The organism is Streptomyces sp. NRRL F-5123, from assembly GCF_000721495.1.
Classification (GTDB): domain Bacteria; phylum Actinomycetota; class Actinomycetes; order Streptomycetales; family Streptomycetaceae; genus Actinacidiphila.
Map to the genome: position 1 here is coordinate 34793 of NZ_JOHY01000012.1, position 13673 is coordinate 48465.

At 72.3% G+C, this 13673-nt stretch carries 12 protein-coding genes and 1 pseudogene; 8 read left to right on the forward strand and 5 right to left on the reverse strand.

The window, feature by feature from the left end; translation table 11 throughout:
• Positions 1-62: 62 nt before the first annotated feature.
• Positions 63-2342, reverse strand: a complete 2280-nt coding sequence (locus IH54_RS0114075) for a transglycosylase domain-containing protein (protein WP_031516545.1) — start codon at positions 2340-2342, stop codon at positions 63-65.
• Between the two features lie 454 nt (positions 2343-2796).
• On the opposite strand from IH54_RS0114075, the gene IH54_RS0114080 reads away from it, so the two are divergent.
• A complete protein-coding gene (locus IH54_RS0114080) occupies positions 2797-3129 on the forward strand; it encodes a WhiB family transcriptional regulator (protein WP_031516547.1) in 333 nt (110 codons plus the stop codon).
• 102 nt (positions 3130-3231) lie between these two features.
• Here the strand turns inward: IH54_RS0114080 and IH54_RS0114085 are convergent, their stop codons facing one another.
• Together IH54_RS0114085 and IH54_RS0114090 are read right to left on the reverse strand one after the other, a co-directional pair.
• The gene (locus tag IH54_RS0114085) at positions 3232-4572 is read right to left on the reverse strand and encodes an ArsA family ATPase (protein ID WP_031516549.1); all 1341 of its coding nucleotides are present in this window, start codon (positions 4570-4572) and stop codon (positions 3232-3234) included.
• Between the two features lie 13 nt (positions 4573-4585).
• A complete protein-coding gene (locus tag IH54_RS0114090) occupies positions 4586-5704 on the reverse strand; it encodes an ArsA-related P-loop ATPase (RefSeq protein ID WP_078862195.1) in 1119 nt (372 codons plus the stop codon).
• Positions 5705-5856: 152 nt separating this feature from the next.
• On the opposite strand from IH54_RS0114090, the gene IH54_RS43105 reads away from it, so the two are divergent.
• The 5 genes from IH54_RS43105 (at position 5857) to IH54_RS0114115 (ending at position 10297) form a co-directional block, all read left to right on the forward strand.
• Complete coding sequence (locus IH54_RS43105) at positions 5857-6021, forward strand: DUF4177 domain-containing protein (protein WP_078862196.1); 165 nt, start codon at positions 5857-5859, stop codon at positions 6019-6021.
• On the forward strand, positions 6018-6485 hold the full coding sequence (locus tag IH54_RS0114100) for a RidA family protein (protein ID WP_031516554.1): 468 nt from the start codon (positions 6018-6020) through the stop codon (positions 6483-6485). Before IH54_RS43105 ends, IH54_RS0114100 begins: the two co-directional genes overlap by 4 nt.
• An 841-nt stretch (positions 6486-7326) precedes the next feature.
• Entirely contained in the window at positions 7327-8229 is a 903-nt protein-coding gene (locus tag IH54_RS0114105; protein WP_031516556.1) for an NUDIX hydrolase, read from the forward strand.
• Positions 8226-9059 carry an MBL fold metallo-hydrolase gene (locus IH54_RS0114110; protein ID WP_031516558.1) on the forward strand — a complete coding sequence of 278 codons (834 nt, stop codon included), beginning with the start codon at positions 8226-8228 and terminating at the stop codon, positions 9057-9059. The genes IH54_RS0114105 and IH54_RS0114110 overlap by 4 nt, the downstream gene beginning before the upstream one ends.
• On the forward strand, positions 9056-10297 hold the full coding sequence (locus tag IH54_RS0114115; RefSeq protein WP_031516560.1) for a cytochrome P450: 1242 nt from the start codon (positions 9056-9058) through the stop codon (positions 10295-10297). Before IH54_RS0114110 ends, IH54_RS0114115 begins: the two co-directional genes overlap by 4 nt.
• Before the next feature lie 174 nt (positions 10298-10471).
• Here the strand turns inward: IH54_RS0114115 and IH54_RS46800 are convergent.
• Positions 10472-10612 (reverse strand): annotated as a pseudogene (locus tag IH54_RS46800) (ABC transporter ATP-binding protein); the annotation flags it as partial.
• Between the two features lie 166 nt (positions 10613-10778).
• On the opposite strand from IH54_RS46800, the gene IH54_RS0114125 reads away from it, so the two are divergent.
• The gene (locus IH54_RS0114125) at positions 10779-11309 is read left to right on the forward strand and encodes a GbsR/MarR family transcriptional regulator (protein ID WP_420711747.1); all 531 of its coding nucleotides are present in this window, start codon (positions 10779-10781) and stop codon (positions 11307-11309) included.
• Between the two features lie 33 nt (positions 11310-11342).
• Here the strand turns inward: IH54_RS0114125 and IH54_RS0114130 are convergent, their stop codons facing one another.
• A complete protein-coding gene (locus IH54_RS0114130; RefSeq protein ID WP_031516567.1) occupies positions 11343-12131 on the reverse strand; it encodes a diacylglycerol kinase family protein in 789 nt (262 codons plus the stop codon).
• A gap of 193 nt (positions 12132-12324) precedes the next feature.
• Between IH54_RS0114130 and IH54_RS0114135 the strand changes: the two genes are divergently transcribed.
• Positions 12325-13608: an adenylosuccinate synthase gene (locus tag IH54_RS0114135; protein WP_031516570.1), complete on the forward strand. Its 1284-nt coding sequence runs from the start codon at positions 12325-12327 to the stop codon at positions 13606-13608.
• Positions 13609-13673: the final 65 nt, after the last annotated feature.

Below are 13673 nucleotides of genomic sequence, written 5' to 3' on the forward strand. Positions count from 1 at the left end.
CGTACGCGTAAGGGGCGCCCTCCCAGGGAGGGCGCCCCTTACCTATGGCTCATTCACCCGTGTCACGGGCCGGTCCCGCCGGGGCCGCCCTTTCCTCCGCCGCCCTTGTTGTTGCCGCCGCCGTTGTTGAACGGCGGGAAGCTCAAGGTCGGGAAGGGGTTGGGCAGGCCGCCGCCGTTGGCCGGGGGCTGCTGGCCCTGGCCCTGGCCGGGGTTGCGGGGGGCCGAGCCGGGCAGCTGCACGGTCACGAAGTGCTCGTTGGGCGTGCCGTCCAGGGCGCCGGTCATCGCGTCCTTCCAGATCGGCGCGGGGCCGGTCGCACCCTCGACCTTTTGGAAGGTCTTCGGGCCGATCTTGACCGGTATCCCGCCGCGGCCGTCCTTGCCGCCGTTGTCGTCGGCGCCCGCGAACATCGACAGGCGCTTGCCGCCCTTGCCCTTGTTGAAGGGGTCGCCGAGCCACACCGCGGAGGCGAGCGAGGGGACGTAGCCGGCGAACCACGCGTCCTTGCGGTCGTCGGTCGTACCGGTCTTGCCGGCCGTGTCCCGGCCCTGCAGGTCGGCCGCCGTACCCGTACCGTCGTCGACGACGCCCTTGAGCATGCTGTTGATGGTGTCCGCGGTGTTCTGCGACATCGCGCGGCTGCACAGGCTCTTGGGCACCGCCATCCCCTTGCCGTCCGGGCCCTTCACGGCCTTGATCGCGATCGGGGTGCAGTAGACGCCCCGGTTGGCGAAGGCGGCGTAGGCCGAGGCGACGGCCAGCGGCGAGACCTCGTTCGTGCCCAGGGTGACCGACGCGCCCTCCCGCATCTTCGTACCGTCGGCGCGGACGATGCCCAGCTTGCCGGCCATGTTGAGGACCGGGCACAGGCCGACGTCGGCCTCCAGCGCCACGAAGTAGGTGTTGATCGAGTGCTTGAGCGCGTCGGGCATCGAGTACGGCCCGACCTCGGTCGGCATCTCGTTCTGCGTGCCCTCGTCCGCTCCGGCGTGGATGGTCTGGCCCGAACAGGTGGTGACGTCGGGGTAGCGGTCCATGTGGTACGGCGACGGGTACGTCTGGTCGGGCTTGAAACCGGCTTCCAGGGCCGCGGCGGCGGTTATCGGCTTGAAGGTCGAGCCCTGCTGGAAGCCGCCGCTGCTGCCCATGCTCTTGTCGACCGACAGGTTGATCTGGGTCTGGTTCTTGCCGACGCCGTAGGGCTTGCTCTGGCCCATGGCGACGATCTCGCCGGTGCCGGGGCGCACCATCGTGTCGGCGGCGACGAAGTTGTCACCCTGGTACACGTGCTCGCTGATCCCGTTGAGCAGCGACTTCTGCGCCTTGGGGTCGAGCGTCGTGGTGATGGTCAGACCGCCGGTGTCCCACGCCTTCTTCCGGTCGGTCTTGGTCTTGCCGAAGGCGGCGTTCGTCAGGAACGTGTTGCGCACGTAGTCGCAGAAGAATCCGGCGCCGTTGACGGCGGTGATGCATCCGTTCTTCGACGCCTTGTACTTCAGGCCGAGCGGCTGCTTCTGCGCGGCGGCCGCCTGCGCCGGGGTGATGTCCTTGAGCTGGGCCATCCGCATGAGCACCGTGTTGCGCCGGGCGAGGGCGGCCTCGGGGTTGCTGACCGGGTCGTAGACGCTGGGCGACTGCACCATGCCGGCCAGCATCGCGGCCTGCGGCAGGGTGAGCTTGCTCGCGGAGGTGCTGAAGTAGCGCTGGGAGGCGGCCTCGACGCCGTAGGCCTGCTCGCCGAAGAAGGTGATGTTGAGGTAGTTCTCCAGGATCTTCTTCTTGCCGAGCTCCTTCTCGACCTGGATCGCGTACTTCATCTCCTTGATCTTGCGGCCGATCGTCTGCTGCGTGGCCTGGGCGACCTTGTCCGGGTCGTCGCCGGCCTCCTCCACGAAGACGTTCTTGACGTACTGCTGGGTCAGCGTGGACGCGCCCTGCGTGCCGCCGTCGGAGGCGTTGTTGCTGAGGGCGCGCAGGATGCCCTTCAGGTCGAGCGCGCCGTGCTCGTAGAACCGCGCGTCCTCGATGTCGACGATGGCGTTCAGGATGTTCGGGCTCATCTTGTCGATCGGGACGACCGTGCGGTCACGCGAGTAGACGGTGGCGATGAGGCCGCCGTTGCGGTCGAGGATCTTGGACGCCTGGCTGAGCGGCGGTGCCTTCAGCTCTCCGGGCAGGTCGTCGAAGCCGCTCGCCGTGCCCTTGGCGGACAGGCCTATCGCGCCGACCGCGGGCAGTGCGATGCCCGCCAGGACGGCGCCGGCCAGAACACTGACGCCGAGGAACTTGGCGGCTTGCTGGGCCGCGGTCAGCCCCCCGCCCGAACGCTTGTGAGCCATGAAGGCAGCCTACGTGGCGAATCCCCGGACGTACGCCCAGGTGTTCGCCTAGTCTGTAACAGACAGGGTGCGAACGTCGGCGTGCCCATGTCCAGAGTTTGCCTTCCGTCCCCACTCTTGTGGGTGATGAGAGGTGCCCGAATTTCGTCATATGCCGGCGGGCGCCGCACAACGTCGTCCGCCCGGCCGGTGACGGCTGCCGACGTGCCGCCGGCGAGACTGTCGGCGTATGCATGCATATGGGGTAAGTAGTCCTGTATGCCTGGAACGCACCCCGCGGATCACTCCGTTGGGTGATCTGCCGCGCACACATAGTCCATTCGGGCCATGCAAGATTGGGCCTGAAAGGGCTGTTGCGCCGCGCCTACCTTCCGTAACGTCCTCATCTGGCAGCGGTGAATATGCCGCGTGCCGCCGTGGGGGAGCCTCGAATTCGGGAGAGGACGGCGCCAGCATGAGCAACTGGGTTACCGACTGGAGCACGCAGGCGGCTTGCAGGACGACAGACCCGGACGAACTCTTCGTCCAGGGCGCGGCGCAGAACCGGGCCAAGGCGGTGTGCACCGGATGCCCGGTACGCACCGAGTGCCTCGCCGACGCGCTCGACAACCGGGTCGAGTTCGGGGTGTGGGGGGGCATGACCGAGCGCGAGCGCCGGGCACTGCTGCGCCGCCGCCCGACCGTCACGTCCTGGCGCAGACTGCTGGAGACGGCGCGGACCGAGTACGAGCGCAGCACCGGCCTGCTGCCACTCGGCGACGAGGACGACTACGCCGCGGCGGGCTGACTTCCGCGGCTTCGCGGCCCCGGGGCTTCCTGTCTCTGCGTCCTCGCGCCTCCCGGGCCCCGTGAGCTGCCGGGCCCTCGTGAGCTGCCGGGCCGCGCCCGGTTACGCCGCGGCCGGGCCCTCCGCGAGTTCGTGTCCGATCGCCCGCAGGCCCTCCAGGTCGTGCACATCGCCCGGCAGGGCGGTGACCTCCACCATCGGCACCTCCGGATGGACGGACACGAAGCGGTCGCGGGTGCGTCGTTCCCGCGCGACCACCTGCATGCGTTCGGCATGGAGGCGCAGCAGACCCGCAGCGAGTCGTTCCGTACCAGTAGTCGCGGAGGCGTCGCTTGCGCCATCGGTCGCGCCGGCCGTACCGGCGTCGTCCGGTCGGTCCTGCCGGGAATCAGCATGCCCGGCCCCGTGATCCACAATGCGGCCGTCCGGATTTTTTTCGGTGAGAGCCACGTCACGCTCCCCCGTGTCCGGCCCCGCCGCGCTCCCCTCCGCGGCTTCCGCCGCCGCGTCCTCCAGCGCCTCCGCCGCCGCGAGCGCCCGCTCCGCCGTCAACTGGGCCGCGCCGCTGCCGTGCACCCGGTTGAGGACGAGCCCGGCGAGCGGCATGTCCTCGTCGGCGAGCCGCTCCACGAAATACGCCGCCTCGCGCAGCGCGTCCCGCTCCGGCGCCGCGACGACGAGGAAGGCCGTGCCGGGCGCCTGGAGCAGCCGGTACGTGGCGTCCGCGCGGGTGCGGAAGCCGCCGAACATGGTGTCCATCGCGGCCACGAAGGTCTGGATGTCGCGCAGCAGGTTCGCGCCCATGACCTTGCTGAGGGTGCCGGTCATCATCGACATCCCGATGTTCAGGAACTTCACCCCGGCCCGGCCGCCGACCTTCGCGGGCGCCATCAGCAGTTTGATGAAGCGGCCGTCGAGGAAGGAGCCGAGCCGCTTGGGGGCGTCCAGGAAGTCCAGCGCGCTGCGGCTCGGCGGGGTGTCGACGATGATCAGGTCCCAGGCGTCCTGCGCGCGCAGCTGGCCCAGCTTCTCCATCGCCATGTACTCCTGCGTACCGGCGAATCCGGCCGACAGCGACTGGTAGAACGGGTTCTCCAGGATGGCCCGGGCGCGCTCCGGATCGGAGTGCTGGACCACGACCTCGTCGAACGTCCGTTTCATGTCCAGCATCATCGCGTGCAGCGAGCCGCCGGCCGACCGATCGATTCCAGCCACCTCGCGCGGAGTGTTGTCCAGCTCGGTCAGCCCCATCGACTGCGCGAGCCGCCGCGCCGGGTCGATGGTCAGCACCACCGCCGTACGGCCGCGCTCGGCGGCCCGCACGCCCAGCGCCGCGGCGGTCGTGGTCTTGCCGACGCCGCCGGAGCCGCAGCACACCACGATCCGGGTCCTCCGGTCGTCGAGCAGCGGGTCGATCTCCAGCTCGGGGCTCTCCAGGCTCATGTCACCACTCGCTTCACGCGTCGTCGTCGGCCGTGGCGCCGTCGTCGTCCGGCACGCCCTCGGTTACGTCGTCGGTTACGTCCTCGGGTACGCCGCCGGCCGCGGGTACTCCGGGCACCGCCTGCTTGCGCAGGCTGTCGGCCAGCCGGTAGAGGCCGCCGAGGTCCACGCCGTCACCCATCAGCTCCAGCTCGCGCACCGGCAGGCCCAGCGCGGCGATCTCGGCGCGCTGCTCGCGCTCCAGCACCACTCGCTGGGCGTGCTCGTGGGCCTGCGCGAGCAGTGGGTCGACCAGCCGCTCGGCCACCCCGCCGCGCCGCGCGCCGCCCAGGCCCGCCTGCGACAGGGCCTTGGCCACGGCCGTGCGCCGCTTGCCCGCGGCCACCGAGCCGCTGTCGGCGGCGGCCTTGGCGATGTCGCCGTCGGCCAGCAGCACCGGCCGCACCATGTTGACGATCACCGCGCCGACCGGCAGCCCGGCGGCGCGCAGCTCGGCGACGCCGTCCATGGTCTCCTGGACCGGCATCTCCTCCAGCAGCGTCACCAGGTGGATCGCGGTCTGCGGGGACTTCAGCACCCGCATCACGGACTGCGCCTGGTTGTATATCGGGCCCATCCGCGCGAGCCCCGCGACCTCGTCGTTGACGTTCAGGAAGCGGGTGATGCGGCCGGTCGGCGGGGCGTCCAGCACCACGGCGTCGTAGACGGGCCAGCCCGCCTTGTCCTTGCGCCGCACCGCCTCGCACACCTTGCCGGTGAGCAGCACGTCCCGGATGCCGGGGGCCACCGTGGTGGCGAAGTCGATCGCCCCGAGCTTGCGCAGGGCGCGGCCCGCGCGGCCCAGCTTGTAGAACATGTCCAGGTAGTCGAGCATCGCCAGCTCGGCGTCGATGGCGAGGGCGTTGACCTCGCCGCCGCCGGACACCGAGGCGATCCTGCGCTCCTCGTACGGCAGCGCCTCCGTCTCGAAGAGCTGCGCGATGCCCTGCCGCTCCTCGACCTCCACCAGCAGCACCCGCCGGCCCTCCGCCGCGAGGGCGAGCGCCAGCGCGGCGGCGACCGTGGTCTTACCCGTGCCGCCCTTGCCCGTCACGATGTGGAGCCTGACGGCGGATGACTGTTGAGCGCTCACCTGGCGAGCCTAATTCCTTCCCCGCGGCAGGGTGGTGCTGGGTGAGATGCTCGTGGCGGTTTCGCGTGCGACGGACGTCACGTTTCCGGGGCGCCGCCCCGCCCCCGCCCCGGCGCCCGACCCGGCGGCGGGCGAGGCGATAAAGTCGCGCCATGGCGAAGAAGTGGGAATACGCGACCGTGCCGCTGCTCGTGCACGCGACGAAGCAGATCCTCGACACCTGGGGCGAGGACGGCTGGGAACTGGTCCAGGTCGTGCCCGGCCCCAACAACCCCGAGCAGCTCGTGGCCTACTTCAAGCGGGAGAAGGACGCGTGAGCGGCGCCGTCGCCACCCGGCTCGCCGAGCTGGGCCTGACGCTGCCCGAGGTCGTCCCGCCGCTGGCCTCGTACCAGCCGGCCGTACGGTCCGGGGCGTACGTGTACACGTCGGGCCAGCTGCCCATGGTGGACGGCAAGCTGCCGGCCACCGGCAAGGTCGGGGCCGAGGTCACGCCCGAGCAGGCGAAGGAGCTGGCGCGGACGTGCGCGCTCAACGCTCTCGCGGCGGTCAAGTCGGTCGTCGGCGACCTCGACCGCATCGCGCGGGTCGTCAAGGTCGTGGGCTTCGTCGCGTCCGCCCCCGCCTTCACCGGCCAGCCCGCCGTGGTCAACGGCGCGAGCGAGCTTCTGGGGGAGGTGCTCGGGGAGAAGGGCGTGCACGCGCGTAGTGCGGTGGGAGTCGCCGTCCTCCCGCTGGACGCGCCGGTAGAGGTCGAGATCCAGGTCGAGCTCATTCCCTGACGGGGTCTTGCCGGTAGGGGCTCGCCCTCCGCGGAGGGCGGTGCGCTTCTCCTGCGGAGGGCGGTGCGCGTTTTGCGCTGCTGCGCGGGGTGAGCGTTTCTCCTGCGGAGGGCGGTGGGCGTTTTCGCGGGTGCGGCTGCGCCGCCGGGCGGGCGTTTTCGGGCTGCGCCCGGCGGTGGGGGGCACGCGTTTTTGGGGCTGCGGCTGCGCCGCGGGGCGAGTGTTTTCGGGCTGCGCCCGGCGGTGGGGGGCACGCGTTTTTGGGGCTGCGGCTGCGCCGCCGGGCGGGCGTTTTCGGGCTGCGCCCGGCGGTGGGGGGGCACGCGTTTTTCAGGCTGCAGCTGGGCCGCCGGGCGAGCGTTTTCGGGCTGCGCCCGGCGCTGGGGGATGAGCGTTTTCAGGGGCGCGGGGAACTGCGCGGCCCGCCCCCACCGGGGCGCGGGTCGTCACCGGCCCGAAGGGGCAGTTCGGTTCGTACCGGACCACCGGCCGGTGGTCGGTTGCTCGCGCAGTTCCCCGCGCCCCTGAAGCACCCGGCGTGGCAGGCGCGCCCCTGAAGCACCCGGCGTGGCAGGCGCGGCCCTGAAGCACCCGGCGTGGCAGGCGCGGCCCTGGTGTGCCCGGCGTGGCAGGCGCGGCCTGGAACGCTCACCCAGCAGAGGGAAGGCTCACCCCGCAGCGCAGGCGGAGCCGGAAAAACGGTGGCCCGGCGCGGCAGGCGCAGCCTGAAACGCCCACCCGCGCGGCAGGCGCAGCCTGAAAACGCCCACCCCGCGCGGCAGCGCACAGCGCACCCTCGTACAAAGTGGCCCCGCCACGTAGAGTCCGGCTCATGACGGTGATGAGCGGCGGGGCGGGAGGTGCGGCGGGCCGGCCGCCGGGGTGGCCCGAGCGGGTGCGGGCCCTGGCCCGGGGTGAGCTGGCCCCCGTGACACCGCGCCGCGCGGCCACCGTGCTGCTGCTCAGGGACGACGCCTCCGGCGGGCCGCCCGCCGTGCACCTGCTGCGGCGGCGGACGTCGATGGCCTTCGCCGCCGGCGTGTACGCCTTCCCCGGCGGCGGCGTGGACCCGAGGGACGAGCGCCCGGTGCGCTGGGCCGGGCCGGACCTCACGGAGTGGTCCGCGCTGCTCGGCGTGGAGCCGGCCGCTGCCCAGGCGGTCGTGTGCGCGGCGGTGCGCGAGACGTTCGAGGAGTCCGGCGTGCTGCTCGCCGGCCCGGCGGACGGGACGGGCCTGGTCGAGGACACGACCGGCGCGGACTGGGAGGCCGACCGCAATGCCCTGGTCCGCCACGACGTGGCCTTCGCCGAGATCCTGGACCGCCGCGGACTCGCCCTGCGCAGCGACCTGCTGCGGCCGTGCGCCCGCTGGGTCACCCCGGAGTTCGAGGAGCGCCGGTACGACACCTGGTTCTTCCTCGCCGCCCTCCCCGCGGGCCAGCGCACGCGGGACGTGTCCGGAGAGGCGGACCGTACGGTGTGGCTCACGGCCCCCGACGCGGTCGCCGCGTTCGACCGGGGCGAGCTCACGATGCTGCCGCCGACGATCACGATGCTGCGCGACCTGCTGCCGTACGGACGAGCGGCGGACGCGCTCGCCGCGGCGGGCGGCCGGGACCTGGGCCCGGTCATGGCGACGGCCACCCTGGACGAGGCAGGCGCCGTGCTGCTGAGCTGGCCCGACCACGTACAGGCGCATCCGGAGCCAGGCCCCGTACCGGCGCGCCCGAAGGCGGAACGGTGAGCGCGGGTACCGCCCCGGGGGCGCCGCGGGCGGTCGTCGGCGGGTGGGCGACGCCCCGCGCGCTGTGCGTGCTCGCCCCGAACCCCTCGCCGATGACGCTGGACGGCACCAACACCTGGATCGTCGCCGAGCCGGACTCCGAGCTGGCCGTCGTCGTCGATCCGGGCCCGCTGGACGAGGGCCACCTCGCCGCGGTCGTCGCGGCCGCCGAGCAGGCCGGCAAGCGCGTCGCGCTGACGCTGCTCACGCACGGCCATCCGGACCACGCCGAGGGCGCCGCGCGCTTCGCCGAGCTGACCGGCACCGCGGTGCGGGCGCTGGACCCGGCGCTGCGGCTGGGCGACGAGGGCCTGGCCGAGGGCGACACGGTGACGACCGGCGGCCTCGAGCTGCGGGTCGTCGCGACCCCCGGGCACACCTCGGACTCACTGTCGTTCCTGCTGCCCGCCGACGCCGCCGTGCTCACCGGGGACACGGTGCTGGGCCGCGGTACGACGATGGTGGCGTATCCCGACGGGCGGCTCGGCGACTACCTCGACTCGCTGCGCCGCCTCCAGGCGCTCACCGTCGCGGGCGAGGCGGACACCGTGCTGCCGGGCCACGGGCCGGTGCTGGGCGACGCGCGCGGCGCGGTCGAGTTCTACCTCGCGCACCGCGCCCACCGGCTCGCCCAGGTCGAGACCGCCGTCGAGGCGGGCCTGCGCACGCCCGCGGACGTCGTCGCCCGCGTCTACGCCGACGTCGACCCGCTGCTGTGGCCCGCGGCCGAGCTGTCGGTGCGCGCCCAACTGGACTACCTGCGAGAGCACGGACTGATCGAACAGCCATGAGCACCTTCACCCCGACCGACGTCTTCACCCCGCGCGACCCCGACTTCGTCGCCGACCCCTATCCCGCCTACCAGGAGCTGCGCGCGGCCGGCCGCGCCCTGTGGTTCGAGCCGACCCGGCAGTGGCTGATCCCGAACCACGACGACGTCAGCGCCCTGCTGCGGGACCGCCGGCTGGGCCGTACGTATCTGCACCGCTACAGCCACGAGGACTTCGGCCGCACCCCGCCGCCGCCCGAGCTGGAGCCCTTCACCGTCCTCAACGACAACGGGCTGCTGGACCTGGAGGCGCCCGCGCACACCCGGATCCGGCGGCTCGTCGCCAAGGCCTTCACCCCGCGGCGGGTGGAGGAGCTGGCGCCGGTCGTGCAGCGGCTCGCGGACGAGCTGGTCGGCGCGCTGCGCGCGGAGGGCGGCGGCGATCTCCACGCGGCCGTGGCCGAGCCGCTGCCGGTGGCCGTCATCGCCGAGATGCTGGGCATACCGGCCGCCGACCGCCCGCTGCTGCGGCCCTGGTCGGCGGGTATGACGGCGATGTACGAGCTGAACCCCGGCCCGGACGCGGCCCGTGCGGCGGTGACGGCGAGCGAGGAGTTCTCCGCCTACCTGCGCGAGCTGATCGCGGCCCGCCGCACCGAACCCGGCGACGACCTGATCAGCGCCCTCATCGCGGTGCACGACGACGGCGACGTGCTGAGCGAGCAGGAGATGGTCTCCACCTGCGCGCTGCTGCTCAACGCCGGGCACGAGGCGACCGTCAACACCACCGCGCTGGGCTGGCTGCACCTCTTCCGGCACCCCGGCCAGCTGCGGCTGATGGCGCAGGCCGCGGCCGCGCCCTCGCCCGCGGGGCTCGCGGACGGCGTCGAGGAGATCCTGCGCTACGACACCCCGCTGCAGCTCTTCGAGCGATGGGTGCTGGACGACATCGAGGTCGGCGGCACGGTGATCCCGCGCGGCTCCGAGGTGGCCCTGCTCTTCGGCTCGGCCAACCGCGACCCGGCCCGCTTCGACGACCCCGAGCGCTTCGACGTCACCCGCCCGGCGGCCGGCAACAAGCACGTCAGCTTCGGCGCCGGCATCCACTACTGCCTGGGCGCCCCGCTGGCCCGCCTGGAACTCGCCGCCTCCTTCGGCGCCTTCCTGCGCGACGCCCCCGGGATGACGCTGGTGGCCGAGCCGTCCTGGCGCCCGAACTACGTCATCCGAGGGGTGCGCGAGCTGCTCGTCAGCTGGTGAGCCGGTCATCCGCCGAGGTCGCGGCGCCGCAGCCCCGCCAGGCCCGCGCCGACCGCGGCGGCGGCAGGCGGTGACGGACCTGTCGCCGTTCACCCATCTGCCCGACCTGCCCGACCTGCCCGATCTGCCCGACCTGCCCGACCTGCCCGGCGGCCACGCGAGCGCGGCCCCGTACAGCACGGTCGCCCCGCGCTCGCGGGCCTCGCGCACGCAGCCGCGGAAGACCTCCTCCATCAGCGGATCCAGGCCGGACGTCGGCTCGTCGAGGATCAGCAGCTCGGCGTCCTAGGCGAATGCGGCGACCAGGGTGACCTTGAACTGCACGGTTCATGCCTCGGTATCTACGTTGACTTCAGAAATTTGTGAAGTTCAAGAAAGAGTTAAACTTTCGTAGCGGAGCCCGAGCGGGAGGCGGACGGTGCAGCAGGAACCAGTACGGACTTTTGACGGCGCGCAGGACGCGGCAGATGCGGTGGGCCCGGTGGTGCCTCAGCGGGAGCAGCAGGAGGAGGCGGCGGGCGGCGCCGGGCTGGAGCCGGACGCCGCGGCCTTCGTGGAGCGTTTCGCGGGCCAGCTCGCCGACGCCGGGATGCCGCGTATGCCCGCCCGTATCTTCGCCGCCCTGCTGGCCTCGCCGGACGGCGCGCTCAGCTCGGCCGAGCTGTCCGACCGGCTGCTGGTCAGCCCGGCGGCCGTGTCCGGCGCGGTGCGCTACCTCGCGCAGACCGGGCTGATCGGGCGCGAGCGGCACCCCGGCTCGCGGCGCGAGCTCTACCGGCTGCACAGCGACCAGTGGTTCGAGACGTTCACCAGCCGCGAGCAGATGCTCGGCCGCTGGGAGACCACCCTGCGCTCGGGCGCCTTCAGCCTCGGCGAGCAGAGCCCGGCGGGCCGGCGGCTCGCCGAGACCGCCGACTTCTTCGTCTTCCTGCAGCGCGAACTCGTCGCCCTGCTGGACCGCTGGCACGAGCAGCACGAGCAGCGTCACGGGCCGCGCGACGACGCGTCCTGACGCCCGTTCCCGCCGCCCCCGCGGCCCCGCCGCTCAGTGTCTGGGCACCGTCAGCCGCCACGCCGCCGGCTCGACCGTCCAGGTGCGGGTGCGGACCGGGCCGGTCACGGCGGAGTCGGCGCGGTAGCGGAAGTCGCGGCCCGAGACGGTGACGGTGCGCGCCCGCGCCCGGACCGGCCCCGCGCCTTCCGGGCGGCGTACGCAGACCTCGGCGAGGCCGGCGGGCGCCGGGCGGACGGACACCTCCTGCACCGGCTGGTCCAGGTCGGCCAGCAGCACCCCGTCGGCCTCGACGCGCAGCCGCTGCCGCGGGTGGTGGCCGCCGGCGGGTATCGGCGCGGTCAGGGTGCGGACGAGCTGCCGCGCGGTCTTCTCGACGGGCGTCCACCAGCGCGCGGTGGTCTGCGGCAGCGGTGCGCCGCACGGGATGCTGAGGGCGCCCAGGACGATGCCGCCGCTCTCGTCGACCAGCAGGTCGAGCTCGCGGTGGGCGCCGTCCAGCACCGCGCGGGCCGCGGCCGGGACGTCGCCGGGCACGCCGAGGCCGCGGGCGAGCGACGAGATCTGGCCGATCGGCACCAGGCCGAGCGGCGCCTCGTGCAGCGTGCGGTCGCGGTGCAGGGCCCGTACCGTACGCAGCAGGGCCAGGTCGTCACCGAGCAGGACGGGGCGGCGCCGGCCGCGGTGGGCGAGGGCGCGCTCGGCCTCCTCGTCGGACTCCGGGAAGACGATCTTCACCGACCTGGCTCCCGCGCACAGGACATCCTTCGCAATTCGGACGGACTCGCCATCGGCTGCCCGTGCTGCCGGATCGACGACCAGCAGCAGGTCCGACCTCCGGACGGAGTCCGGCAGGGGATGCCCAGGAGGGTGAGCCGACACCTTGGTCCTTCCTCAGGTAAAATCTCGGTGCAAGAGCCCCTTGCGCCGTTGCGTCAGGGGCTTCGTCTATTCCGGGGCAGGTTTCGACGGCTCTGCACGTTGGACATGCCCCGCCCGGAAGGGGTGTACGCCTGTGCCCGCACTTGTGCTGCTCGGTGCTCAGTGGGGTGACGAGGGCAAGGGGAAGGCCACCGACCTGCTCGGCGGCTCCGTCGACTACGTAGTCCGCTACCAGGGCGGCAACAACGCAGGACACACCGTCGTCGTCGGCGACCAGAAATACGCACTGCATCTCCTCCCCTCCGGCATCCTCTCGCCCGGGTGCACCCCGGTGATCGGCAACGGAGTGGTCGTCGACCCGGCCGTCCTGCTCTCCGAGCTGAGCGGGCTCAACGAGCGCGGTGTCGACACCTCCAAACTGCTGATCAGCGGTAACGCCCATCTGATCACGCCCTATCACCAGACCATCGACAAGGTGACGGAGCGCTTCCTGGGCACGCGCAAGATCGGCACCACCGGGCGCGGCATCGGCCCGGCGTACGCGGACAAGATCAACCGCGTCGGCATCCGCGTGCAGGACCTGTTCGACGAATCGATCCTCCAGCAGAAGGTCGACGCGGCGCTCCAGGACAAGAACCAGATCCTGGTGAAGATCTTCAACCGGCGCGCGATCAGCACCGAGCAGGTCGTCGAGGAATACCTCGGCTACGCCGAACTGCTCAAGGACTACGTCGCGGACACCGCGCTGATCCTGAACCAGGCGCTCGACGAGGGCAAGGTCGTGCTCATGGAGGGCGGCCAGGGCACGCTCCTCGACGTCGACCACGGCACTTACCCCTTCGTCACCTCGTCCAACCCGACGTCCGGCGGCGCCTGCACCGGCAGCGGTGTGGGTCCGACGAAGATCACCCGGGTCATCGGCATCCTCAAGGCGTACACAACGCGTGTGGGCTCGGGACCGTTCCCCACGGAGCTGTTCGACGAGGACGGCGAGCGGCTGCGCACGGTGGGCCACGAGTTCGGCGTCACCACCGGACGCAACCGGCGCTGCGGCTGGTTCGACGCGGTGATCGCGCGCTACGCCACCCGCGTCAACGGCCTGACCGACTTCTTCCTCACCAAGCTGGACATCCTCACCGGCTGGGAGCAGATCCCGGTCTGCGTCGCCTACGAGATCGACGGCCGCCGTGTCGAGGAACTGCCCTACAGCCAGACCGACTTCCACCACGCCAAGCCGGTCTACGAGTACCTGCCGGGCTGGTCGGAGGACATCACCAAGGCGAAGACCTTCGCCGACCTGCCCAAGAACGCGCAGGGCTACGTCAAGGCGCTGGAGGAGATGTCCGGGGCGCCGATCTCCGCGATCGGTGTCGGCCCCGGCCGGACCGAGACGATCGAGATCAACTCGTTCCTGTGAGGGGCTCTCCCGTGAGCGGCTGACCCCCGCTCACGGACCCTTCCGGTAAGCCCCGCCCACCTGGT